This window comes from Streptomyces sp. NBC_01296, assembly GCF_035984415.1.
In the GTDB taxonomy this organism is placed as follows: domain Bacteria; phylum Actinomycetota; class Actinomycetes; order Streptomycetales; family Streptomycetaceae; genus Streptomyces.
Window position 1 is genome coordinate 2,918,346 of the sequence record NZ_CP130720.1, and the last position, 24,778, is coordinate 2,943,123.

A 24,778-nucleotide genomic window follows, 5' to 3' on the forward strand; every position below is an offset into this window, starting at 1 on the left:
GGCCCCGCACGGTTCCCGGCGCCAGGATCGGTCCATGTCGCCCGAGACCCATCAGTGGACCCCGACCCACGGCGAGCCGTATCGCCCCGTCGCCTACCGGCCCGAGCGGATGCCGAGCGCGCAATCGCTCGCGCGTTCCGCGCAGTTGCGGGCGCGCATGGACGAGCGGCGGACCGTCCGGCACTTCTCCCCCGAACCCGTCCCGGAGCAGGTCATCCGGGATGCCGTCGCGTGCGCCGCGACCGCGCCGTCGGGGGCCCACCAGCAGCCGTGGACCTTCGTCCTGGTCAAGGACCCGGCCGTGCGGCGGCAGATCCGCGACGCCGCCGAGCAGGAGGAGCTGATCTCCTACGACGGCCGCCTCGGCGACGAGTGGCTCGCCGCCCTGCGCCCGCTCGGCACGGACGCGGTCAAGACCCACCTCACCGATGCCCCCGCCCTGATCGTCGTCTTCCAACAGCGCTACTGGCTCGGCCCGGACGGCACGAAGCGCAAGCACTACTACGTCGACGAGTCGGTCGGCATCGCGGTCGGCATGCTCCTGACCGCCCTCCACCTCGGCGGCCTCGCGGCCCTGATCCACACCCCGAGCCCGATGCGCTTCCTCTCCCACGTCCTGCAGCGCCCGGAGAACGAGAAGGCGTTCGCCGTCATCCCGGTCGGCTACCCCGCGGACGACTGCGAGGTCCCGGACCTGATCCGCAAATCCCTGGACCAGGTCCTGGTCGAGATCTGACCTTCCCCGCCGCGGTCAGCGTCGCTCCCCTGAGGCCAGGACCGGCTGTGTCCGCAGCGGCCGCGCCGCAGGATTCGGCTGAACACCCAGTCCCGGGCCGGGCTGTTCCCGGGGGCCTCACGGCCGCCCCACCCGCCGGGGAAGCCTCGGAGCAGGAGGCCGGTGCGGCCGGGGCCGCGGTGGTGAAGCCGAGCAGTGTCCTGCCGAACCCCGTCCCGGCGGTCGCCGACGATCTCGGCCGCCATCCGAGCCTCGAAGGGGCAGCCCACCCCCGCACGGGAACTCGCGAGAGCCCTGCGCCCCCCTCGGGAAGCCAGGCCCGAGCAGCGGAGCGTGCCGCCGTGCGCGACAACCGGCGCCAGGTCAAAAGGACTTGCCCGAAGGAGCTACGAGGCCTCGTGGATCCGGGTCAGCAAGGCCAGCAGTGTGCCGCGCTCCGCCGGGGTCAGCGGGGACAGGAGTGCGGCGTTCGCCGTCTCGGCCAGGGATGCGCAGCGGGTGAGGGTGGCCGTGCCGGCCGGGGTGAGGGTGATCGCGTTCTTGCGGCGGTCCGCCGGGTCCGGGGCGCGCAGGACGAGGCCGGCGCCTTCGAGGTGATTGAGGAGGCCGACCAGGTCCTTGGGGTCGATGCCGAGCCGGCGGCCGAGGTCGGCCTGGGCCGCCGGGCCGTACTCGGCGGTCGCCGCCAGCACCGCGTGGTGCGCGAGCTTCAGGCCCTCCGCGGCCAGCGCCTCGGCGACCAGGCTGCGGCCGCGCGCCGCGACCCGGCCGACGAGCCAGCTCGGCAGGGACTGGATGTGTGCGAGGGCCGACGTCATGGGCCCAGCCTAGCAATTCATTGGGATTCCCCACGATCTCCTATATCGTTGGGGCTCCCAACGAATCTGACCGGTCCGGGAGGTCCTGTGCTCCGCATCCGCCACGACGTCAACGGCGGCCCCGAAGTGCTGTTCGCCGAGGACGTGGCCGTGCCCGCCCCCGGGGCCGGAGAGCTGCTCGTCGCGGTCGAGGCCGTCGGGGTGACGCTGCCCGTCGTGCGCAAGGTGCGGGAGGGCGGGGAGGCCATACCGCTCGGCGGGGAGGTCGCGGGGACCGTCGCCGCGCTCGGCGAGGGGGTGACGGGCTTCGCCGTCGGGGACCGGGTCACCGGGCTGTGCTTCGGCCACGGCTACGCCGAGTACGCGCTCCTCGCGGCCCCGTTCGCCTCCGCCGTCCCCGACGGGGTCGGCTCCGTCGACGCCGTCGCGCTCGTGCGCAGCGGGCTCGTCGCCCGCGGCGCCGTGGCGGCCGGGCAGCTCCGGCCCGGGGAGTCCGTACTGGTCACGGCCGCCGCGAGCGGGGTCGGCAGCCTCGCGCTCCAGCTGGCCCGGGCCGCCGGGGCGGGCCGGCTGGTCGCCGCCGTGTCCAGCGCGGACAAGGCCGGCTTCGTCCGGAGCCTCGGCGCCGACGAGGTCGTGCTGTACGAGGACCCCGCCGCCTGGGGCGAGCCGTACGACGTGGTCCTCGACGGAGTCGGCGGCGAGCTGCTCGGCCCCGCGGTGCGGGCCCTGGCCACGGGCGGGCGGCTGGTGGCGTACGGCTCCGGCGGCGGCACGGTGGAGGCGTACGAGCTGCTCGTGCGCGGCGCCTCGGTGATCGGCTTCCAGATCCGGGCCGTCGCCCAGGGCCGGCCCGAGGTGTACGAGGCCTGGCGGCGCGAGCTGTGGAAGGCGTACGCGGACGGCTCGCTGCGCCCCGCCGTGCACGGGGAGATCCCGCTCGCCGAGGCGGGCCGAGCCCACCGGCTGATCGAGGAGCGGCGCAACCTCGGCAAGGTGGTCCTGATCCCCTGACCGAACAGGGGCGCAACTGGAACCGCCCCCGATCCGGACTTGGGGGTACCGGAACGGGGGCGGGGTCAGCGGGGCAGGATCAGCCCATGTGCGGGTACGCGTAGTCCGTCGGCGCGACCAGGGTCTCCTTGATGGAGCGCGTCGAGGTCCAGCGCATCAGGTTCGACGCGGCGCCCGCCTTGTCGTTCGTACCCGAGGCGCGGCCGCCGCCGAAGGGCTGCTGGCCGACCACGGCGCCGGTCGACTTGTCGTTGATGTAGAAGTTGCCCGCCGCGAAGCGGAGCTTCTCCATCGCGTCCGCGGCCGCGTAGCGGTCACCGGCGATGATCGCGCCGGTCAGCGCGTACGCCGACACCGACTCCATCTGGGCCAGCATCGCGTCGAACTCGGCGTCCTCGTAGACGTGGATCGCCAGGATCGGGCCGAAGTACTCGGTCGTGAAGACCTCGTTCTCCGGGTCGGTGCACGCGATGACGGTCGGGCGGACGAAGTAGCCCTCCGAGTCGTCGTACGTGCCGCCGGCGATGATCTCGCAGGTCGGGTCGGCGATCGCGCGGTCGATGGCGGCCTTGTTCTTGGCGAACGACCGCTCGTCGATGACGGCGCCGATGAAGTTGGTCAGGTCGCGGACGTCACCCATGGTGATGCCGTCGACCTCGGCCGCGAAGGCCTCCTTGAAGCCGTCGTTCCAGATCGAGGCCGGAACGTAGGCGCGCGAGGACGCCGAGCACTTCTGGCCCTGGAACTCGAAGGACCCGCGGGTCAGGGCGGTCTTCAGGACGGCGCGGTCCGCGGACGGGTGCGCGACGACGAAGTCCTTGCCCCCGGTCTCGCCGACCAGGCGCGGGTAGGACTTGTACTTCTCGATGTTGTTGCCGACCGTCTTCCACAGGTACTGGAAGGTCTTGGTCGAGCCGGTGAAGTGGATGCCGGCCAGCTCGGGGTGGTTCAGGGCCACCTCGGAGACGGCGATGCCGTCGCCCGTCACCAGGTTGATGACGCCCTTCGGCAGGCCGGCCTCCTCCAGGAGCTCCATCAGGAGGACCGCGGAGTGGGTCTGCGTCGGGGACGGCTTCCAGACGACCACGTTGCCCATCAGGGCGGGGGCGGTCGGCAGGTTGCCCGCGATGGCCGTGAAGTTGAAGGGCGTGATCGCGTAGACGAAGCCTTCGAGCGGGCGGTGGTCGCTGCGGTTCCACACGCCGGCGGAGTTCGCGACCGGCTGCTCGGCCAGGATCTGGCGGGCGAAGTGGACGTTGAAGCGCCAGAAGTCGACGAGCTCGCACGGGGTGTCGATCTCGGCCTGCTGGGCGGTCTTCGACTGGCCGAGCATGGTGGAAGCGGCCAGCTTCTCGCGCCACGGGCCGGACAGCAGCTCGGCGGCGCGCAGGATGATCGCGGCGCGGTCGTCGAAGTCCATCGCGCGCCAGGCCGGGGCGGCGGCGAGGGCGGCGTCGATGGCCTCCTGCGCGTCGGCCTGGGTGGCGTTGGCGTAGGTACCGATGACGGACTTGTGGTCGTGCGGCTGCACGACGTCGAAGCGGTCGCCGCCGCCCATCCGCTTCTCGCCGTTGATGGTCATCGGCAGGTCGATCGGGTTCTCGGCCAGCTGCTTGAGCTGGAATTCGAGGCGCGCGCGCTCCGGGGTGCCGGGGGCGTACGAGTGGACCGGCTCGTTGACCGGCGCGGGGACCTGGGTCACAGCATCCATGGGACTGGTAACTCCTTGACCTGGTTCTTGGCTAGTTCTTGGTGATCATCGAGCGGAGGAAGAACAGGAGGTTGGCCGGCTTCTCGGCGAGGCGCCGCATGAAGTAGCCGTACCAGTCCGTCCCGTACGCGGTGTAGACGCGCATGCGGTGGCCCTCGGCGGCGAGCCGCAGGTGCTCCTCGCTGCGGATGCCGTACAGCATCTGGAACTCGTACTCGTCCAGCTTGCGCCCCGCCGTGCGGGCGAGCTCCTGGCCGATGGCGATGAGGCGCGGGTCGTGCGACCCGATCATCGGGTAGCCCTCGCCGTCCATCAGCGTCTTCAGGATGCGGACGTACGCCTTGTCGATCTCGGCCTTGTCCTGGTACGCGACCTCGGCGGGCTCCTTGTACGCGCCCTTCACGATCCGGACGCGGCTGCCGGCGGCGGCCAGGCGGCGGGCGTCGGCCTCGGTGCGGAAGAGGTACGCCTGGATCACGCAGCCGGTCTGCGGGAAGTCCCGGCGCAGCTCCTCGTGGATGGCGAACATCGAGTCGAGGGTGGTGTGGTCCTCGGCGTCCAGCGTGACGGTGGTGCCGATGGCCGCGGCGGCCTCGACGACCGGGCGGACGTTGGCGAGCGCGAGCTCGTGGCCGCCCTCCAGCGCCTGGCCGAACATCGACAGCTTGACCGACATCTCGGCCTTCTCGCCGAGTCCCAGGCCCGCCAGGTGCTCGATGAGTTCGAGGTAGGCGTCACGCGCGGCGTAGGACTGCTCGACGGTGGTGATGTCCTCGCCCACCACGTCGAGCGTGAGCTCCAGGCCCTTCTCCGTGAGGTCCACGACGATCGGGATGACCTGGTCGACCGTCTCGCCGGGGATGAACCGGTTCACCACGGGCTTGGTCACCGGGGCGGCAGAGACGATTCGGCGCATCTTGTCGCTGCGCGAAGCGGCGAGGATCACGGGACCCAGCACGGGGCACCTCCAACAGGTGGCAGAAGCAGGCATACGGTCCGCGCGGGGGCGGGCGGGGGCCATAAGGAAAACTCAAGTAAAACCACCGTGAAACCTAAGGATCGCTTTGATCCTCTGCCATCGACAGCTGTCACGCATCCGTGTCCCCGATCTCATACATCTGTCTGAAGACGGGGTTTCCGAGTGGGAGAATGTCCGGGTGAAGGGCGATTACCAGGACCTGGTGGATGAGATCTCGGCGCTTCTCGGCGCCCCGGCGACGCTGGAGAACCGGGACTTCCGCCTCATCGCCTTCGGCGCGCACGACAGCGACGACGATCTCGCGATGGACCCGGTGCGCACCCGCTCGATCCTGACCCGCCAGTCGACGGCGGCCGTACGGGCCTGGTTCGAGGGCTTCGGCATCGCGCGGGCCACCGGGCCGGTGCGCATCCCGGCGGCGCCGGACGCGGGGGTCTTCCGGGGACGGATCTGCCTGCCGGCGCGGTACCGCGGGATCGTGCAGGGCTACGTATGGCTCCTCGACCAGGAGCCGGGCCCCGGTCCGGACGTCCTGGCGGCGGCCATGGAGGTGGCCGAGCGGATCGGGATCCTGCTCGCCGAGGAGGCGAAGGCGGGGGCCGACCTGTCCCGGGAGTTCCGGGCGGTGCTCACGGCCGGCCGGGGCGGGCAGCAGGACATGGCGGTGGCCGCGCTCCGGGTGGCGCTGGGTCCGGGGGCGGACGGGCTGCACGCGGTGGTGTGCGTGACGCCGTGGGCCGGCGAGGCCCCGGCGTCGGTACCGGGCACGGCGGCGGTCTGCACCGTGCCCCGGCCGGGGCACCAGGCCCTCGCCGTACTGGTCAGGCTCCGCTCGGGGGAGGTGCTCGTACCGGCCGTGGGCGTCGCGACGCGGCTGCTGCCCCACGCCGACACGTCGGCCGCCCGGCCGCACACGGGCCCCACCGCCGGGATCGCGGAGCCCCGCCGGGAGCTGACCGCGCTGGCCGACGCCTGGTCGGAGGCCTCGGCGGCGGCGCAGGCGGCCGCGGCCCAGCCGCGGTTCGGCCCGGTGGCCCAGTGGTCGGAGATCGGCCCGTACCGGATGCTGGCGGCGCTCTCGGCCGCCGACCGGGAGGGCGACCCGGCGACCCGCGTCCTGCTCCAGCCCGCGCACCGGGAACTCGCCCGGACCGCCGAGCTGTTCCTGGACTGCGCGGGCCAGGCGGGCCGCGCGGCGGCGGCCCTGGGCATCCACCGCCAGACCCTGTACTACCGGCTCGGCCGGGTGGAACAGCTGACCGGCCTCGACCTGGACGAGGGCGAGGACCGCCTGCTGCTCCACATGGCCCTCAAGGCGGCCCGCCTGCACGGCTGATCGCAGATCCGCCAGGTCACCGGCGGGGGCCTGCCCACAGCGCGCCGGCGTCGGACGCCGGGCGCTCAACTGCCCGTGTGCGTATGGGCGGCCCACAGTCCGGGGCTGTACGGGTAGCGGGCGCGCATGCGCCTGACGGCGTGGTGCAGGGCATGCGCGCTGAGTCCGGTGCGGGGCGCGGTGGTGCCGTCGGCGGTGAGGTGGGCGTAGAACTCGGCGGCCAGTTCGGCGGCGGCGCGGTCGTCGACCGACCAGAGGGTGCCGATGACGTGCTGGTACCCCGCGATCTGGAACGCACCGGTGATGTGGAGCGATTCGTCGGCCAGGCGGGACGGGGAGACACCGGTGTCGCACGCCGACAGATAGCTCAGCGAGGCGCTGAGCTGCAGGGCGCTGATGTCGGCGATGGTCAGCGGAGCCTCGGCGCGGTCGGTCAGCACGAGGTGGCTGCGCGCCGGGTCGTCCGGATCGGCGTAGCCGTGGCAGGCGAAGTGGGCCGTGCCGTGGCGGGGCAGCGCCTCCAGCACGCCGGCGCGGGTGGCGTCGGTCAGCACCCGGGCGTCCGGCACCATCCCGGTGATCGCGCTGATCTCGTCGGCGATCCCCGGCAGCGGCATGTCGGGGACGTCGGGCACGGGCACGATCAGCGTGCCGTCCTCCACGGCCGTCGACCGGCGTGCGCGCGCATGGGCCAGCACCCGGACGGTCGTGGTGTACGAGGAGACGACGCGGTCCATCAGCGTGGTGTCGCCGCCCGTCCCGTCGGCCGTAGTACGGCCGGCGGCGTGGAGCGGGAGGAAGGCGAGGATCCCGACCGGGCACCACCACACGCGCGGCCAGGCTTCGCCGCTTCGAGGAGCGGCGGTGTGGCCGAGACGTTCCAGCACGGGCTCGGCCACCGCGGTCCACAGCAGTTCCAGGACGGCGAGGACGTCCCGCTGTGCCTTGATGCGGTTCATGGGGTCGAGCGCGGGGTCGGTGGCCCTCCGCCGGGCGGTGAGCAGCCGGTTGGCCCAGGCGTAGGCGTCGTCATGCGTGAGGCCGGTCAGCGGCACCACCTCGACGGGTTCCCGGTCTCCGCGGTCCCTCAGGATGAGCGCGTCGCAGCGTGAGCGGCTCGTGGTCACGAAGACGACGGGCCCTTCCTGTGCCTGCCGGGACAGGAGGCGGACGGAGGGTGCCTCCAGGAAGTCCTCGCACCCCGGAACCGAGCGGATGCGCGTCAGCAGCCCCTGCCAGGCTTCGTAGGCCTCGCGCCGGTCCGCGGCCAGGCGCCGCCCGGCATCCGGCACCTGCTCGGCGGCGACGCCTGCCACCGGACGGCGGCCGTACGGGGAGGCCGGCCGGTCCGGGGCCGCGAGGCGGGCGCGCAGCCGGTCGAGCTCCACCGCCAGGTGAGGGGCGTGTTCATCGAGCCGCGCGCGGTCGTCGCCGGGCACTGCGAGCGCGTCGGCGGCGAGGATGCCCCGTACGCGTTCCAGCAGTTCCACGGCCCGGGCCGGCCGGCCGGCGAACAGGGCGGCCGCGGCGGCCTCGCCCGCCAGGTCGGCGACCCGGCCGATCTGGTGCTCCCGATCGGCACGGGTGAGGCTTCCCGGCGCGAGGATCCCCACGAGCTCGATCGCCTTCTCCACGGCTCGCAGCCCCTCCGCTGCGTGTTCGGGCTCCGCGGACAGCCGGGCGAGGCGCCGGTGGGCGTCGATGCGCTGGAACGTCGAGGCGGCCGTGCTCTCGCCCGCCTCGCGGTAGCAGCGGCGCGCCTCCTCGAGCAGGTCGCCCTGTCCGCCGTGTTCGGACCTGGTCTCGAGGGCGGTCCCCAGGTTGACGAGGTACGCGGCACGTTCCGGGTGGTCGACGGGCGTGGCCCGCACGGCCTCGCGCGCCGCCTGCGCCGCTTCGTCCAGGATCCGGGGGTCCATCAGTTCCCGGCTCTGCAACAGCCACCCGATCCAGCCGAACGTGGGGTTCTCGAAGTGGGCCGCCTCCTCGACGGTCACGGTCCCGGGCTCCTTGAACGTGCGCTTCGCCTTCCGGAACGTGGTCACCAAGGTCGCGGCGAGGTGGTTCAACTGCCCGGCGTACTGGGGCCGGCCCTCGGGGGTGAGGTCCAGTGCCTGCCGCGAGATCCGCAGCGCCTCCAGGAGGGAGTCCATCTGCCGGGTGCGACCGTGCAGCGAGCCGAGGACGGCCGCAAGGTTCCTCAACCGTCCGGCCCGGGCCGGATGGTCGTCCGGGGTGAGTGCCACGGCCTCGCGCACGGCCTGGACCGCCTCCTCCAGATCCGCCTGGCGGTCTGTGCGCTCGGACAGGCGGTGGAGGGCGCTCGCCACGTTGTTCAGGTACATCGCGCGTTGCGGATGGTCCCGGGGAGTGAGTTCCACCGCCTCCCGCTCGGCCCGGACCGCCTCTTCCAGCGGGGCCGTCTCGCCGGTGCGTTCGTGGAGGAGGCCCAGGGCGCCGCCCAGGGCGGTCAGGGCCTGCGCGCGCTCGGGATGGCCGACCGGGGCGTCCGCCACGGCCTCACGCCCGATCCGTACCGCCTCCTCCAGGACCGTCGGCTGCGCCGTGCGGACGTACAGCCGCAGCAGTGCGTTCTCCAAGTTGAGGAGGTGCAGGGCGCGTTTGGGGTGACCGGGGGGCATGAGCACGAGACCCTCGCGCTCGGCCTCGGTCGCCTCGCGCAGGAGGTCCGGCCGTCCGGTCTGCTCGTAGAGCCCGGCCAGTGCGCCACCGAGATTCGTGAGGCGCGCGGCCCGGTGGATCTCGTCGTCCGGGACGGCGGCCAGCGCCTCGCGTCCGGTCCGCACCGCCTGCTCCAGCAGTTCCGGTCGGCCGGTCCGCTCGAACAACGTCTGGAGGTCGATGGTGAGTTCGTCCAGACCGGCGCCGCGCGCGGGATCGTCCGGGGGCGCGGCCGCCGTGGCCTCGCCGAGGACCTGGAGCGCCTCCTCCAGTACGTCCACGCGGTCGGTCGCGGCGAACAGGAGCCGAAGGTGGTCGTGGAACAACCGGACGCTCGCGTCACGGCGGCGGTCCTCGCGGGGCATCGCCGCCACCGTCTCGCGCATCGTTCGCACCGCCTCCTCCAGTACGTCCACCTCACGGGTGCGCTCGGCCAGGAATCCCAGTACGAGTCCGAGGTGTTCGAGCTGCGCGATGCGGCGGGGGTGGTCCGGTGGCGTCGCCGCCACGGCCTCGCGTCCGATCACGGCCGCCTCTTCCAGAAGAGCGAGCCGTTTCGATGCGACGTAGAGCTCGAGGAGCGATGCGCCGAGGTTCGTCACCACGCGGAGCCGGTGGGGCGAGTCGGACGGGGTGGCGGACGCCGCTTCCCGTCCGTACCGGACCGCTTCCTCCAACAGCTCCGGCCGCTCGGTGCGCCGGTACAGCGCCCTGAGGGAGGTCTCGAGGTTGATCAGGTACCTGAGACGGTCGGGATGCCCCTGGGGCGTGAGGGATGCTGCTTCACGAACGGCCTCGGCGGCCTCCTCCAGGGCGCCGAGCCGGCCGGTGTGCCGGTACTCGGCTTCGAGGGCGCTGCCGAGCACGTCGAGGAGTCCGGCGCGGCGCGGATCCTGCGGTGAGGTGCGGGCCACGGCCTCGCGCGCGGCCCGGAGTGCGCCCTCCCCTCCCTGCTGCCCCCTGCGGTCGCTCTGGATGTCGAGGAGATGGACGAGGCTCGCCAGTTCCGCGGCCTGGCCCGGATGTCCGGGCGGAGTGAGGGCCACGGTCTCCTGGGCGGTCCGTACCGCCTCGTCCAGCACGGCCGTGTCGTCGGTGCGGTGGTACAGATGCCGCAGGGAGACGGCGAGGTTGCTCAGGTGGTGGCGCCGCCCGGGGTCTTTGGGCGGGCTGAGCGAGACCGCCTCGCGGCTTGCCGCCACCGCTTCCCGCAGGTGGTCCGTCTCCCCGGTGTCCTCGAACAGCATTCCGAGGGCGGTGCCCAGGTCGGTCAGCCGGCCGGCGCGTTCGGGGCGGTCCGGCGGGGTGGCGTCGAGTGCCCTGCGCAGCAGGGCGATCGCCTCGTCCAGCGCCTGCCAGCGCCGGGTGCGCTGGTACGCATCGATCAGACCCATCGCCCGTCGCCTGAGTTCGGCCGGGCCCTGCGCGCCCGCCGTGGGCTGCGGCGCGGGCGGGGACTTCGCCAGGTGGCCGGCGAGCACGGCGCGTACTTCTTCGGGGACGCGCTCCGGATCTGCCCGGAACACGGGGGTCAGGAACCGGATGACGGGGTCCAGATCGCTCGGGACCCTCGTGTCGCCCAGGGCCAGGAAGCGTAACCAGTGGTACCAGCCCAGTGCGTGCGCCGTCGTCAGATCGCCCGCCGGGTCGGGTGATTCCAGGAGGGCGGCCGCGGCCCGGGCGGCAGCGTCGTCGAGTATCAGCGCGGGGTCGGCGGCCGCGCGGGCGACGTGGTCGCGGAGGACTCCGAGCGCTGCTTCACGGTCCGGCATGACCCTCCACGCCTGCTTGCACGCCTGCCTCCAAGTACGCGTCCCGGTCGCCGACTTGTGGATCGTACCCACGCCCCGCGGGGTGCGACGTACGCTTTTCCGGACGACGATGGCGCATTCGGCGGGGCGGTCCCGCCGCATGGGCAGGCGAGCCGCCAGGACGGGGCCGAGCGGGAGGACACCTCGGGTATGGACGCGGCAACCAGGAGCCGGGTGGGGCTGTTGTGCGACCAGCTCAGCCGCTGGCCGTCCCTGCGGGAGATCATCCGGGAGGGCGGGGCCGGACCCGAGCTCGACGACCTGCTGGCGCTGCTCGCCGGCCCGGCCGAGCCCGCCCCGCGGCGGATGGCCGAACTGGTCGACGCCGTCGAGCGGTCCTGCGCGCGCCAGGGCCTGGCGGGATGGACCAGTCGCGAGGGCGTCCCGCTCCCGGGGGTCCCGACCCTGCCTCCGGGGATGACCGGCACGGCCGGGGTGGCCGGCTGGACCTGCCCCTTCTCCCGGTGCGACCGCGTGGTCACCCCGGACGAGTCCCCGCGCCCGCCCGAATGCGCGGCCGCCCACGGCCGGGACGCCCGGATGAAGCCCTATCGGCCTGTGACCTCGTGAGCACCTTCCTGACCCAGATCGGCACGAAACTCGCCGACCGGTGGCTGGGCGCCGTGCTCCTGCCGGGGCTGCTGTGGATCGCCCTGCTCGCCGCCGGACTGCACCTGGGCCAGGGGCGGCCGTTCGCCGCCGGACGGCTGGCGCAGTGGCTGGACCAGCTCGCTTCCCGCCCTGCCGCGCACACCTCCGTCACCGCCGTGCTCGCCGCGGGCGCCGTCCTGCTGGCGGCGGCCGGCATCGGCCTCCTGGCCGGCGCCCTGGGCGGCCTGGTCGAGCGGGTGTGGGCCCTGCCCGCCGACCCGGCCCCGGCGGCCTGGCTGCTCCGACGCCGCCAAGGGGTGTGGGACCAGGCGACGCGCCGTCTGAAGGCCGCGATCCTGCAGGCCGCACAGCCCCCGCACCCCGGACTCGACCCCGCCCGGGCCGCCGCGCGGGTACGGGCCCTCCAGCGGCGCCGTGACCGGCTCGGCCCCGCCCGGCCCGTGTGTCCGACGCGGATCGGCGACCGCTTCGCCCGGACCACCACGCGGGCCGGCGCGGTCAACGGGGTCGACGACTTCGCGCTCGTCTGGCCACGGCTGTGGACCGTGCTGCCCGAAGAACTGCGCACCGACATCGCCACCGCGCGCAGCGGCTACGCCTCGACGGCGCGTCTGGCGGCCTGGGGCCTGCTCTTCACCCTGCTCGCTGCCGTCTGGTGGCCGGCCGCCCTGATCGGTCCCGCCGTACTCGCCTGCGCCGTGCCGCGCTCCCGCGCCGCTGCCGACGCACTGGCCGAGCTGATCGAGAGCGCCACCGACCTGCACCTCGGGGACTTGGCCGAACGGCTCGGCATCACCTCCCTGTCCACGGCCGGCGGCGCGGGACAGGCGGTCACGGCCCGGCTGCGGGACGCCGTCGCCGCGCCGCAGGGCCCGGCCGGCACGCTCCCCTGAGGGAATCCCGACCGGCCGGAGCCCCGATGGCCCGGCGGCGGCTCAGGCCGGGTCGCCGCCCTTGGCCTTCGTGATCATCTCCGCGGTGCGCCGCATGCCCTCCGTCAACTCCTCCGCGGTGACCGCGCCTTCCGGGTTGAACAGCCACTGCGCCATCACCCCGGTCAGCAGGGCCTCGTACAGTCCGCCGAGCGTCCGCTCGTCCCGCTCGTCGAGGTCCTTCTCGGGGACGCCGGTCAGCATGGCGATGAGCCCCCGGCGGCCCTCGCCCTGCGAAGCCGCCAGCATCGCCCGCAGCTCCGGCATCCGGTCACGGCTGAGCGCGACCTCCATGCTGGCCGCCCACATCGGGGCCGACTCCTCCTGACGGCCGATCACGCCGTCCCATACGGAGCGGAAGCGTTCCAGCGAGCCCCCCTCGCCGGTGACCTCCGGCGAGAAGGAGTCGCCCCACTCCTGCGCGAGTTCGACGTAGGCCTGCGTCAGCAGGGCGTCCTTCGAGCCGTAGTGGTAGCCGATCGACGCGAGGTTCGCCCCGGAGGCATTGACGATGTCGCGCGCGGTCGTCCGCACGAAACCCTTCTCGACCAGGCACTTCTTGGCGCCTTCGAGCAGATCTTCACGGTGTCCCATGCCCTCACCGTATCAAGACAACCGTCATAGACAAGCGTTCCATACGCTCGTACTAGACAAGCGTTTATGACGCTTGTACATTGCTGCTCATGACGAACTCCGCAGCACGTCTCGCCGGCCGCCGGGAATGGACCGCCTTCACCGTTCTCCTGCTGCCCCTGCTCCTGGTCTCCATGGACGTCTCCGTCCTCTACTTCGCCATCCCGGCCATCACCCAGGAGCTCGACCCGAGCGCCACCCAGCAGCTGTGGATCTTCGACAGCTACGCCTTCGCCCTCGCGGGGCTGCTCATCACCATGGGTTCGCTCGGCGACCGGATCGGCCGCCGCAAGCTGCTGCTGATGGGAGCGACCGCATTCGGGCTCGCCTCCGTCGGCGCCGCCTACGCCACCAGCGCCGAGATGCTGATCGCGGCCCGCGTCCTGCTCGGCATCGGCGGCGCGACCCTGATGCCCTCCACGCTGGCGCTCGTACGCAACCTGTTCCAGGACGCCAGGCAGCGCGGCCAGGCCATCGCGATCTGGTCCGGGGCCATGACCGGCGGGATCGCCCTCGGCTCGGTCCTGAGCGGCCTGATGCTGAACCACTTCTGGTGGGGTTCGGTCTTCCTGATCAACGTGCCCGCGATGCTGCTCCTGCTGGTCCTCGTCCCGGTGCTGGTCCCCGAGTTCAAGGACCCGGCCCCCGGCCGCTTCGACCTGCTGAGCGTCCCGCTGTCGACGGCCGCCGTGCTCCCGGTCGTGTACGGCCTCAAGGAGATCGCCGCCGAGGGCCTCGAACCGCTCTACGCGCTCTCCGTGGCCGTGGGCCTGGCCTTCGGGTTCGTCTTCGTCCGCCGCCAGCGCAGCCGTGACGACGCCATGGTCGCCCGGGCCCTGTTCCGGGGCCGCGGATTCGGCGCGGGGATCGCCCTCAACACCATCGCCGCCTTCGCCATGATGGGCTCGGCCTACTTCACCACCCAGTACCTGCAGTCGGTGCTCGGCATGGGCACGCTGGAAGCCGCCCTGTGGAGCCTCGCCCCCTCGCTCCTCATCGGCGCCGCCGCCCCGGTCGGCGCCGCCCTGGCCCAGAAGACCGACCGGGCGTACGTCATCGCCGGCGGCTTCGTCCTCGCCGCCGGCGGGTTCGCCCTCATCGGCCTCGTCGGCAGCGACTCGCTGTGGCTGCTGCTGACCGGCGCCGGCGTGCTGGCCTCCGGCCTCGTCACCGTGATGTCCCTGGTCTCCGACATGGCCCTCGGCTCGGCCCCTGCCGAGAAGGCCGGTTCCGCCGCCTCCCTGCTGGAGACCGGGTCGGAGTTCGGCGGGGCGCTGGGCATGGCGGTCCTGGGCAGCCTCGGCACCGCCGTCTACCGCTCCGATCTGCCGAGTGCGGAGCCCGCCGCACGGGAGACCCTGGGCGGCGCCGTCGCCACCGCCCACCAGCTCGGCGGTGCGGCCGGCGAGCAGGTACTGGCCCTGGCCCGCGAGGCCTTCGTCCACGGCATGCAGTACGCGGCCTGGGGCGGTGCGGCCCTGCTGCTCGCGGGCGGCGCCCTCGCGGTGGCCCTGACGCGGGGGCTCGGCGCCCCGGCCCCGGCCGCGGCCGCACAGCCCGCCGCACAGGCAGCGCCCCTCGCGGGCTGAGCCCCGTACGGCCGGACGGAGCAGCGGCGGAACACGGCGAAGGGCCCGGGGAGAACTCCCCGGGCCCTTCGTCCGTTGCTGCGCGGCGGGCGGCGACTGCCGCCCGCTACGGGGTTCAGCCGAGGCTGACCGTACGCGCCGAGACGGCGCCGATCTCCTCGGCGATCTCCGCGAGGACGTTCACCGGGACCTCGGCGTCGACCGTGAGGACGCCGAGCGCCTCGCCGCCCTCCTCGGCGCGGGCGACCTGCATGCCCGCGATGTTCAGGCCGGCCTCGCCGAGGATGCGGCCGACGGTGCCGACCACGCCCGGTCGGTCGGTGTAGCGCAGCACGAGCATCTGCTCGGCCAGCGCCAGGTCCACGTCGTACTCGCCGATGCCGACGATCTTCTGCAGGTGCTTCGGGCCGGCGAGGGTGCCGGAGACCGAGACCTCCTGACCGTCCGACAGGGTGCCGCGCACGGTCACCACGTTGCGGTGGTCCGGGGACTCCGAGCTGGTGGTCAGGCGCACCTCGACGCCGCGCTCCTGCGCGAACAGCGGGGCGTTGACGTAGGAGACCGTCTCGTCGACGACGTCCTCGAAGACACCCTTGAGGGCGGAGAGTTCCAGCACCTTGACGTCGTGCTGGGTGATCTCGCCGCAGACCTCGACGTCGAGGCGGACCGCGACCTCGCCTGCGAGGGCGGTGAAGATGCGGCCGAGCTTCTCGGCGAGCGGCAGGCCCGGACGTACGTCCTCGGCGATGACGCCGCCCTGGACGTTGACCGCGTCCGGTACGAGCTCGCCGGCGAGCGCGAGGCGCACCGACTTGGCGACCGAGATGCCGGCCTTCTCCTGGGCCTCGTCCGTGGACGCGCCGAGGTGCGGGGTGCAGACGACCTGGTCGAGCTCGAACAGCGGGGAGTCCGTGCAGGGCTCCTTCGCGTACACGTCGAGGCCGGCGCCGGCGACGCGGCCCTCCTTGATGGCCGAGTACAGGGCGGCCTCGTCCACGATCCCGCCGCGCGCGGCGTTGACGATGCGGACGGAGGGCTTGACCTTGTGCAGGGCCTCGTCCCCGATGAGACCGAGGGTCTCGGGGGTCTTGGGCAGGTGCACGGTGATGAAGTCGGCGACCTCGAGGAGCTCGTCCAGCGTCAGCATCTTGACGCCCATCTGGGCGGCGCGCGCGGGCTGTACGTAGGGGTCGTACGCGACGATCTTCATGCCGAAGGCCGACATGCGCTGGGCGACCAGGACGCCGATGCGGCCGAGGCCGACGACACCGAGGGTCTTCTCGCTGAGTTCGACGCCCGTGTACTTGTTCCGCTTCCACTCGCCGTTCTTCAGGGCGGTGTTGGCCTGCGGGATGTTGCGGGCCGAGGCGACGAGCAGGCCGCAGGCGAGCTCGGCGGCGGTCACGATGTTGGAGGTCGGGGCGTTCACGACCATCACGCCGGCCTTGGTGGCCGAGGAGACGTCGACGTTGTCGAGGCCGACACCGGCGCGGGCGACGACCTTCAGCTTCTTGGCGGCGGCGATGGCCTCCGCGTCGACCTTGGTCGCGGAGCGCACGAGGATGGCGTCGACGTCCACGATCGCGGGGAGCAGCTCCGCGCGGTCGGCTCCGTTGACGTGCCGGATCTCGAAGTCCGGGCCGAGCGCGTCCACCGTGGCGGGCGACAGCTCTTCGGCGATGAGTACGACAGGTTTCGAGCTCACGTGGGTCCTCACAAGTCCAGTGCGGACGGCCGTCCCGACGGCCGCAGGCGGTGGAGGGGGTAGCCGCGTGGAAGACGCACGACACTGTGGGCCTGACGCGTTGTGTTGAGCAGTGTAGTGGCGGATCCCGGCTGGAATTCCGCCTGTCCGGAAGGATCACCCGTCCGGGGTTGGCCGGGGTGGACAAGCCGCGCCGGAGCGGGCCTGCATTCCGCCGAACCGGTGGTGCACCGCGGGGCCGGGACGGTGCGCCGCCCCGGCCCCCACGGCTGCGAGATCAGCTCTCGTCGCTGTCGACCCAGCTCATCAGCTTGCGCAGCTTCTTGCCGGTGGTCTCGAGCAGGTGTGCCTCGTCGGCCTTCTTGTACTCGTTGTACTTCGGCAGACCGGCCTTGTACTCGGCCATCCAGGTGTTGGCGAACTCGCCGCTCTGGATCTCGGCGAGGATCTGCTTCATCTCGGCCTTGGTGGCGTCCGTGATGATGCGGGGGCCGGTGATGTAGTCGCCCCACTCGGCGGTCTCGGAGACCGACCAGCGCATCTTCTCCAGGCCGCCCTCGTACATGAGGTCCACGATGAGCTTCAGCTCGTGCAGGCACTCGAAGTACGCGATCTCCGGCTGGTAGCCGGCCTCGGTCAGGGTCTCGAAACCGGCCTTGACCAGGGCGGAGGCGCCACCGCAGAGGACGGCCTGCTCACCGAACAGGTCGGTCTCGGTCTCCTCGGTGAAGGTGGTCTTGATGACGCCGGCGCGGGTGCCGCCGATGCCGGCCGCGTACGAGAGCGCGAGGGCGAAGGCGCTGCCCGAGAAGTCCTGCTCGACGGCGGCGATGCAGGGCACGCCGCGGCCTTCCTCGTACTGGCGGCGGACCAGGTGGCCCGGGCCCTTCGGGGCGACCAGGGCGACGTCCACGTTGGCCGGGGGCTTGATGAAGCCGTAGCGGACGTTGAAGCCGTGGCCGAAGAAGAGCGCGTCGCCCTCCTCGAGGTGCTCCTTGATGGACTCCTCGTAGATCTCGGCCTGGAGCGGGTCCGGGGTCAGGATCATGATGACGTTCGCCCAGGCCGCGGCCTCGGACACCGAGACGACCTTCAGGCCCTGCTCCTCGGCCTTGGCCTTGGACTTCGAGCCCTCCTTCAGGCCGACGACGACGTCGACGCCGGAGTCACGCAGCGACAGCGCGTGGGCGTGGCCCTGGCTGCCGTAGCCGATGACCGCGACCTTGCGGCCCTGGATGATGGACAGGTCGGCGTCGTTCTCGTAGAACAGCTCGGCCACTGGGATATCTCCTTGGTGCGCTGGTGTTGCTCCCACCGTACGGCGGGGAACGGGGAGGAAGTTTCCTGGTCTCGCGATGCGAGAGGCAACGCGACGTCAGGGTGTTGCTCAGGCGCTGCGGTCGAGCGCGCGCAGGCTGCGGTCCGTGATGGACCGGCCGCCGCGCCCTATGGCGATCGTGCCGGACTGCACGAGCTCCTTGATGCCGAACGGCTCCAGCATCTTGAGCATCGCGCCGAGCTTGTCGGCGCCGCCGGTGGCCTCGATGGTGACGGCCTCGGGGGAGACGTCGACCGTCTTGGCGCGGAACAGCTGGACGATCTCGATGATCTGGGACCGGGTCTCGTTGTCGGCCCGGACCTTCACCAGAACGAGTTCGCGCTCGATGGCGTTGTGCGGCTCCAGCTCGACGATCTTGAGCACGTTGACCAGCTTGTTCAGCTGCTTGGTCACCTGCTCCAGCGGGAGGTCCTCGACGTTCACGACGATGGTGATGCGCGAGATGTCGGGGTGCTCGGTGACGCCGACCGCGAGGGAGTCGATGTTGAACCCGCGGCGGGAGAACAGCGCGGCGATCCGGGCGAGGATGCCGGGCGTGTTCTCGACCAGGACGGAGAGCGTGTGCTTGGACATGTGAGTCGTTCTCTCTCTCAGGCTCTCTCGGCTCAGTCGTCTTCGTTGTCGCCGAAGTCGGGACGGACGCCCCGGGCTGCCATGACCTCGTCGTTGGAGGTGCCGGCGGCGACCATCGGCCACACCATGGCGTCCTCGTGGACGATGAAGTCGATCACGACCGTACGGTCGTTGATCGCGTTGGCCTCGGCGATGACCTTGTCCAGGTCGGCCGGGTCCTCGCAGCGCAGCGCCACGCAGCCCATGGCCTCGGACAGCTTGACGAAGTCCGGGACGCGGGTGCCCTTGCGGGGGGCGGTGGACTCGCCGAGCTGGGAGCCGACGGTGTCGTGGCCCGTCTCGTCCGCGTGCAGGACGGTGTTGGAGTACCGCTGGTTGTAGAACAGGGTCTGCCACTGGCGGACCATGCCCAGCGCACCGTTGTTGATGATCGCGACCTTGATCGGGATGTTGTTCAGCGCGCAGGTGACCAGTTCCTGATTGGTCATCTGGAAGCAGCCGTCACCGTCGATCGCCCAGACCGTGCGGTCCGGCATGCCGACCTTGGCGCCCATCGCGGCCGGGACCGCGTAGCCCATGGTTCCGGCGCCGCCGGAGTTCAGCCAGGTGCGGGGCTCCTCGTAGTTGACGAAGTGCGAGGCCCACATCTGGTGCTGGCCGACGCCGGCCGCGTAGATGGTGTGCTCGGGCGCGAGTTCGCCGATGCGCTGGATGACCTGCTGCGGGGAGAGCATGCCGTCCGCGGGGGTCTCGTAGCCCAGCGGGTAGGTCTCGCGCCAGCGGCTGAGGTCCTTCCACCAGGCGGAGTAGTCCCCGGCGTTGCCCTCGGTGTGCTCGGCCTGGACCGCCTGGATCAGGTCGGCGATGACCTCGCGGGCGTCACCGACGATCGGGACGTCGACCTCGCGGTTCTTGCCGATCTCGGCCGGGTCGATGTCCGCGTGGATGACCTTGGCGAACGGGGCGAAGCTGTCCAGCTTGCCGGTGACGCGGTCGTCGAAGCGGGTGCCGAGCGCGATCAGCAGGTCCGACTTCTGCAGGGCGGTGACGGCGGTGACCGCGCCGTGCATGCCCGGCATGCCCACGTGCAGCGGGTGGCTGTCGGGGAAGGAGCCCAGCGCCATCAGCGTGGTGGTGACCGGGACGCCGGTCAGCTCGGCCAGGACCTTCAGTTCGGCGGTCGCGCCGGACTTCATGATGCCGCCGCCGACGTACAGGACCGGGCGCTTGGCCTGGCAGATGAGCTTGGCGGCCTCGCGGATCTGCTTGGCGTGCGGCTTGGTGACCGGTCGGTAGCCCGGGAGGTCCTGCGTGGGCGGCCACGTGAAGGTGGTCTTCGCCTGCAGGGCGTCCTTGGCGATGTCGACCAGGACCGGGCCGGGACGGCCGGTGGAGGCGATGTGGAAGGCCTCGGCGATCGTCCTCGGGATGTCCGCGGCCTTGGTGACCAGGAAGTTGTGCTTGGTGATCGGCATCGTGATGCCGACGATGTCCGCCTCCTGGAAGGCGTCGGTGCCGATCGCCTTGGAGGAGACCTGGCCGGTGATCGCGACGAGCGGCACGGAGTCCATGTGCGCGTCGGCGATCGGGGTGACCAGGTTGGTGGCGCCCGGGCCGGAGGTGGCCATGCAGACACCCACCTTGCCGGTGGCCTGCGCATAGCCGGTCGCAGCGTGGCCGGCGCCCTGCTCGTGGCGGACCAGGATGTGGCGCACCTTGGTGCTGTCCATCATCGGGTCGTAGGCCGGGAGGATGGCCCCGCCCGGGATTCCGAAGACGGTGTCGCACCCCACCTCTTCGAGAGAGCGGATGAGGGACTGCGCACCCGTGACGTGCTCAACTGCGGCGGGCTGGTGTCCGCCGGAACGGGGCCGCGGCTGCGGATGGTGGGCCCCGGTGGCCTGCTCGGTCATCGGCATTCTCTTCTCGAGGCTGAGGGTTTTACGAGGATTCGAAGGTGTGCCAGTGCAACAAAAAACCCCTCGTGCCAGGAGGCAAGCGAGGGGAGCGCGTCGGGTGTGCGGAGCGGGGACATGTGGGTCCCAGCTTCAGCCGACGCGCTTTCCAAGTACGAGAATTCGGGTGCGCATGGCACTGACCCTCCCTCCGGCGGGAGGGGGATGTCAAGCGGGTGGGACGGGCGTCTCATTATGTGAGCCTCTATGGATGGCCATCGAGCCCCCGGACGAACCACCGGCCAAGGCGGGCTGGGCCGCTCCGCCCGGTACTGGGAACGTACCGCGCACGAGCGCGCGGCGCAGCCTGTACTCGTCGAGCGGGCCGGAAAAGGCCGCTCCCTGGCCGTGCGTGCAGCCCATGGCGCGCAGCGCCATGACCTGCTCGGGGAGGTCCACCCCGTCGGCCACCGACTGCATGCCCAAATCATTTGCAATACGCAACAAACCTGCGGTGATCTTGTGGAGCCGGGCGGATTCGACCACTCCCTCGACCAGGCCTCTGTCCAGCTTCAGGATGTCCACGGGGAGCCGGCGCAGGGCGCTGATGGCCGCGTAGCCGCTGCCGAAGCCGTCCAGGGCGATCAGGACCCCGAGCCCGCGCAGGGCCGCCAGGCGCCGCTCCAGCTCGTCGAAGGGGACTCGGGGGTCGCTGTCGGCCAGTTCGACCACCAGGGCCCCGGAGGGCAGCCCGTGGCGGTTCAGCAGGGCCTCCACGGAGCCGAGCGGCACGGCTCCCCCGGCTGCCGGCCCCAGGTCCAGCAGCCGCTGCGCGCTCATCCGGACGGCCACCGGTACGTCGTGCCCGATCCGGTGCCGCTCGGCGGCCTGCCCCACGGCCTCCTCCAGCAGCCAGCGCCCCAGCTCGGCGGCCCGGGTGGGCGCGCCCCCGGGGGGCCCGCCGCGGCCGTCCGGCCCGACCGCCGCGCCCTCGCTGTACTCGGCCACCCGGAGGAATTCCGCCGGGGTGAACAGGATCCCCTGGGCCGAGCGCCAGCGGGCCTGCGCCGCCACGGCCGTGACCTCGCCGCTGGCCAGCGAGACCACGGGCTGGTGCAGCAGGGCGAACTCCCCGTCGTGCAGCGCGGTGCGCAGCCGCCCGGCGAGCTCCGCCTTCCGTACGACCTCGGCCTGCATCTGGGGCGCGTACAGCTCGACCCGGTCCTTGCCGCCCGCCTTGGCGCGGTACATCGCGAGATCCGCGTTGCGCATCAGGTCCGAAGGGGTGATGCCGGGGTCGGCGAAGGCCACGCCGATGCTCGCGGCGACCCGGACCTCGCTGCCGGAGATCCGGTACGGCTGGGACAGGGTGGTGCGCAGCCGGTCCGCGATCTCTTGCACCTGGTACTCGCGGGCGCTGCGGTCGCGGCTTCCGTCGCCCTGGATCAGCGCCGCGAACTCGTCGCCGCCGAGGCGGGCCGCGGTGTCCCCGGCGCGCACCGAGTCCTGGAGCCGGTGCGCGGCCTCGATGAGCAGCTCGTCGCCGGCCTGGTGGCCGATGGTGTCGTTGACCGCCTTGAAGCCGTCGAGGTCGATGAAGAGCACGGCGGTGCTGTGGTCCCCCGCGCGCCGGCCGGTCAGGGCCTGGCGGACCCGGCGGGTGAACAGGGCCCGGTTGGGCAGGTCGGTCAGCGGATCGTGCTCGGCGCTGTGCTGGAGCTGCGCCTGGAGGCGGACCCGCTCGGTGACGTCCCGGCTGTTGAGGATGAGGCCGCCCTGGTGGCGGTTGACGGTGGACTCCACGTTGAGCCATTCGCCGCTGCCCGATTCGAAGCGGCATTCGATGCGGGTGGTCGGCTCCTCGGCGGGCGGTGCGGCGAGGAAGCGGCGCACCTCGTGGACCACCCGGCCCAGGTCGTGCGGGTGGATCAGGGTGGCGAGCTCGGCGCCGACGAGCTCCTCGGCCTCGCGCCCGTAGACCCCGGCCGCCGCGGGGCTGACGTACCGCAGGGTCCCGGTGGGGGCGGCGATCATGATGACGTCACTGGAGCCCTGGACCAGGGAGCGGAAGTGGTTCTCCTTCTGGGCCAGTTCCTGCGTCAGCGCGATGTTGTCGATGAGCATGATGCCCTGCCGGATGACGAGGGCGAGCACGACCGTGCAGCCGGTGAAGACGACCACCCGGTCGACCTTCCGGCCGTCGACGACGTTGTACAGGATGCCCAGGGTGCAGACGGCCGCCGCGAGGTACGGCGTGAGGGCGGGCAGCGAGCCGGTGATGGGGCGGCCGACGGGGCGGCCGGCGCGCGGAAGCCCCGGCGCCCCCGGGTTCGGATGGATGCGCCGGGCGCCCCAGGGTGCGTACGCGAGCAGCAGCGAGCCGGCGAACCAGCCGGCGTCGAGCAGCTGCCCGGACTGGTATTCGGCGCTCAGCAGCGGCGAGGTGAACAGGGCGTCGCTGAGCACGGTCAGGGCGAGGGCCGCGATGGCGGTGTTGACGGCCGAGCGGTTCGCCTCGGAGCGCCGGAAGTGCAGGACCAGCACCATGGAGACGAGCGCGATGTCCAGCAGCGGGTAGGCGAGGGAGAGCGCGGCGCGCGGGACGCTGCCGGGGGCCCCGGACTGGGCGGTGCGCGCCGCGTGCGCGAGGGCCAGGCTCCAGGACAGGGTGAGCAGGGATCCGCCGATGAGCCAGGAGTCGAGCCCGAGGCAGACCCAGCCGGCGCGGGTGACCGGGCGTTTGGCGAGGACGAGCAGGCCCACGATGGCGGGCGGCGCGAAGCACAGGAACGCGAAGTCGGCGACCGAGGGCTTCGGGACGGCCTCGCCGAGGATCACCTCGTACCAGCCCCAGACGGCGTTGCCGCAGGCTCCCATGAGGGAGGAGAACGCGAAGAGCAGCCAGGCCGGGCGCTCTCGGCTGTCGATGGCCCGTGCGTAGGTGTAGCAGGAGACGGCGGCGAGCAGGGCGGCGGCGCTGAGCCCGAAGTCGCCCATGATCTCGGCGAGTTCCTCGGTGCCCCAGCCGAGGGCGGCGCCGACGGCGTACCCGCCGCTGATCACGGCGAGCAGCAACTGCATCGCCAGGCTCCTGCCACCGCTTCCCGGGACGGGCTGCCGCGTCAGCAGCGCCGCCCCCGGGGCACTCACCGGTCCCCCTCGCCGGCTGGTTCCGGCGCGGCCCAGTCCCTGCAGCGTCGCTTCCGGCGGCTGTGCCGCATCGGATCCTTCGTCCATTGGCCGTGCATCGCCCGTCGCCCCCCAAAGTGTCCGATCACTCCCCAGCGCCCGACGAACGCGCTGCAGCCCCTTGGTCCGGACGATACACCACTTTCGTCACTCAGGGACATAGATGGTCTACTCTCCGTTACCACGCGGGGAGTTGTGACCACTGTGCGCGTCCGGACGGATGCGGAGCGTGCGCACAGCGCGTCACCCGGTGATCAGGACCGTGTTCTCGACGGGCTCCCCGGCGGCGAACCGGTGCAGCTGGCGGGCCACCAGCCGCTTGGCCCGCGGAGCGAACGCCGTGCTGCTGCCGCCGACATGAGGCGTGATCAGGACGTTCGGAGCATGCCAGAGCGGATGGCCCGCGGGCAGCGGTTCGGGGTCGGTGACGTCGAGTGCCGCGCGCAGCCGGCCCGACTCCAGTTCCGCCAGCAGCGCGGCGGTGTCGGCGACGGGGCCGCGCGCCACGTTCACCAGCAGGGCGCCGTCCTTCATGCGGGCGAGGAAGGCGGCGTCGGCCAGGCCCCGCGTCGCGTCGGTCAGCGGCGTGGAGAGGATCACCACGTCGGCCTGCGGGAGGAGCCGGGGCAGTTCGGCGTGCGCGTGCACCGGCCCGCGCGTGGTGGTGCGCGCCGAGCGTGCGACCCGTGTGACCCGCGCGCACTCGAAGGGCGCGAGCCGGTCCTCGATGGCCGCGCCGATCGATCCGTACCCGACGATCAGTGCGGACTTGTCGGCGAGGGCGTCGTAGAAGCCGCCGTGCCACTCCTCGCGGTCCTGGCCGCGCACCATGCCGGGGATGCCGCGCAGCGAGGCGAGGGTGAGGGTGAGCGCCAGCTCGGCGGTGCTCGCCTCGTGGACGCCGCGCGCGTTGCACAGCCGTACGCCGGGGTGCAGGAGGCCGAGGCCGCCCAGGACGTGGTCGATGCCCGCGGTCAGCGTCTGCACGACCTCGAGGTCCGGCATGCCGGCCAGCGGGCGCAGGGTGACCTCGGCGGGCTTCATGTACGGGGTGACGTAGAAGACGCAGGCGGCCGGATCGGCCGGGAAGGTGTCCTCACCGTCCCAGTGGCGGTAGCGGAAGGTGTCGGGGAGGCCCTCGATCTCCTCGGCGGGGAACGGGAGCCAGACGTCCGCTGTCTTTGCAGTCATGATCATGAGGCTATGCCAAGGCCAAAGGATCCT

Annotated in this window: 17 protein-coding genes; 6 read left to right on the top strand and 11 right to left on the bottom strand. The window is 72.2% G+C overall.

Annotation, left to right across the window (positions count from 1 at the left end; genetic code table 11):
- Positions 1 to 34: 34 nt before the first annotated feature.
- Positions 35 to 736: a nitroreductase family protein gene (locus OG299_RS12910; RefSeq protein WP_327361566.1), complete on the top strand. Its 702-nt coding sequence runs from the start codon at positions 35 to 37 to the stop codon at positions 734 to 736.
- A 386-nt stretch (positions 737 to 1,122) separates the two neighbouring features.
- On the opposite strand, the gene OG299_RS12915 is transcribed toward OG299_RS12910, so the two are convergent.
- Positions 1,123 to 1,554 carry a MarR family winged helix-turn-helix transcriptional regulator gene (locus OG299_RS12915; protein ID WP_327361567.1) on the bottom strand — a complete coding sequence of 144 codons (432 nt, stop codon included), beginning with the start codon at positions 1,552 to 1,554 and terminating at the stop codon, positions 1,123 to 1,125.
- 87 nt (positions 1,555 to 1,641) lie between these two features.
- Here OG299_RS12915 and OG299_RS12920 point away from each other — a divergent pair, with 87 nt between their 5' ends.
- Positions 1,642 to 2,568 (top strand): quinone oxidoreductase family protein, encoded by a 927-nt coding sequence (locus OG299_RS12920; protein ID WP_327361568.1) that lies wholly within the window; start codon positions 1,642 to 1,644, stop codon positions 2,566 to 2,568.
- Positions 2,569 to 2,647: 79 nt separating this feature from the next.
- On the opposite strand, the gene pruA is transcribed toward OG299_RS12920, so the two are convergent.
- Both pruA and OG299_RS12930 read right to left on the bottom strand, forming a co-directional pair.
- Positions 2,648 to 4,279, bottom strand: a complete 1,632-nt coding sequence (pruA, locus tag OG299_RS12925; RefSeq protein WP_327361569.1) for an L-glutamate gamma-semialdehyde dehydrogenase — start codon at positions 4,277 to 4,279, stop codon at positions 2,648 to 2,650.
- A gap of 31 nt (positions 4,280 to 4,310) precedes the next feature.
- Entirely contained in the window at positions 4,311 to 5,237 is a 927-nt protein-coding gene (locus OG299_RS12930) for a proline dehydrogenase family protein (protein WP_266625128.1), read from the bottom strand.
- 199 nt (positions 5,238 to 5,436) lie between these two features.
- Between OG299_RS12930 and OG299_RS12935 the strand changes: the two genes are divergently transcribed.
- Positions 5,437 to 6,594 carry a PucR family transcriptional regulator gene (locus OG299_RS12935; RefSeq protein WP_266625130.1) on the top strand — a complete coding sequence of 386 codons (1,158 nt, stop codon included), beginning with the start codon at positions 5,437 to 5,439 and terminating at the stop codon, positions 6,592 to 6,594.
- A gap of 65 nt (positions 6,595 to 6,659) precedes the next feature.
- Here the strand turns inward: OG299_RS12935 and OG299_RS12940 are convergent, their stop codons facing one another.
- The gene (locus tag OG299_RS12940; protein WP_327361570.1) at positions 6,660 to 11,048 is read right to left on the bottom strand and encodes a CHAT domain-containing protein; all 4,389 of its coding nucleotides are present in this window, start codon (positions 11,046 to 11,048) and stop codon (positions 6,660 to 6,662) included.
- Positions 11,049 to 11,237: 189 nt separating this feature from the next.
- Between OG299_RS12940 and OG299_RS12945 the strand changes: the two genes are divergently transcribed.
- Together OG299_RS12945 and OG299_RS12950 are read left to right on the top strand one after the other, a co-directional pair.
- Positions 11,238 to 11,657 carry a hypothetical protein gene (locus OG299_RS12945; protein ID WP_266625134.1) on the top strand — a complete coding sequence of 140 codons (420 nt, stop codon included), beginning with the start codon at positions 11,238 to 11,240 and terminating at the stop codon, positions 11,655 to 11,657.
- Positions 11,654 to 12,592, top strand: a complete 939-nt coding sequence (locus tag OG299_RS12950; RefSeq protein WP_327361571.1) for a hypothetical protein — start codon at positions 11,654 to 11,656, stop codon at positions 12,590 to 12,592. Before OG299_RS12945 ends, OG299_RS12950 begins: the two co-directional genes overlap by 4 nt.
- 42 nt (positions 12,593 to 12,634) lie before the next feature.
- Here the strand turns inward: OG299_RS12950 and OG299_RS12955 are convergent, their stop codons facing one another.
- Entirely contained in the window at positions 12,635 to 13,225 is a 591-nt protein-coding gene (locus OG299_RS12955) for a TetR/AcrR family transcriptional regulator (protein WP_327361572.1), read from the bottom strand.
- An 89-nt stretch (positions 13,226 to 13,314) separates the two neighbouring features.
- Here OG299_RS12955 and OG299_RS12960 point away from each other — a divergent pair, with 89 nt between their 5' ends.
- A complete protein-coding gene (locus tag OG299_RS12960) occupies positions 13,315 to 14,853 on the top strand; it encodes an MFS transporter (RefSeq protein ID WP_327361573.1) in 1,539 nt (512 codons plus the stop codon).
- Positions 14,854 to 14,968: 115 nt separating this feature from the next.
- On the opposite strand, the gene serA is transcribed toward OG299_RS12960, so the two are convergent.
- From serA to OG299_RS12990, 6 genes are all read right to left on the bottom strand, one after another.
- Positions 14,969 to 16,558 carry a phosphoglycerate dehydrogenase gene (serA, locus tag OG299_RS12965; protein ID WP_266625142.1) on the bottom strand — a complete coding sequence of 530 codons (1,590 nt, stop codon included), beginning with the start codon at positions 16,556 to 16,558 and terminating at the stop codon, positions 14,969 to 14,971.
- Between the two features lie 277 nt (positions 16,559 to 16,835).
- Positions 16,836 to 17,837 (bottom strand): ketol-acid reductoisomerase, encoded by a 1,002-nt coding sequence (gene ilvC, locus OG299_RS12970; RefSeq protein WP_266625143.1) that lies wholly within the window; start codon positions 17,835 to 17,837, stop codon positions 16,836 to 16,838.
- Between the two features lie 108 nt (positions 17,838 to 17,945).
- Positions 17,946 to 18,470, bottom strand: a complete 525-nt coding sequence (gene ilvN, locus OG299_RS12975) for an acetolactate synthase small subunit (protein WP_054223586.1) — start codon at positions 18,468 to 18,470, stop codon at positions 17,946 to 17,948.
- A 32-nt stretch (positions 18,471 to 18,502) separates the two neighbouring features.
- Positions 18,503 to 20,389 (bottom strand): acetolactate synthase large subunit, encoded by a 1,887-nt coding sequence (locus tag OG299_RS12980; RefSeq protein ID WP_266625149.1) that lies wholly within the window; start codon positions 20,387 to 20,389, stop codon positions 18,503 to 18,505.
- A 204-nt stretch (positions 20,390 to 20,593) separates the two neighbouring features.
- Positions 20,594 to 23,446 carry a putative bifunctional diguanylate cyclase/phosphodiesterase gene (locus tag OG299_RS12985; RefSeq protein WP_327361574.1) on the bottom strand — a complete coding sequence of 951 codons (2,853 nt, stop codon included), beginning with the start codon at positions 23,444 to 23,446 and terminating at the stop codon, positions 20,594 to 20,596.
- A 351-nt stretch (positions 23,447 to 23,797) separates the two neighbouring features.
- The gene (locus OG299_RS12990) at positions 23,798 to 24,745 is read right to left on the bottom strand and encodes a 2-hydroxyacid dehydrogenase (protein WP_327361575.1); all 948 of its coding nucleotides are present in this window, start codon (positions 24,743 to 24,745) and stop codon (positions 23,798 to 23,800) included.
- Positions 24,746 to 24,778 lie beyond the last annotated feature (33 nt).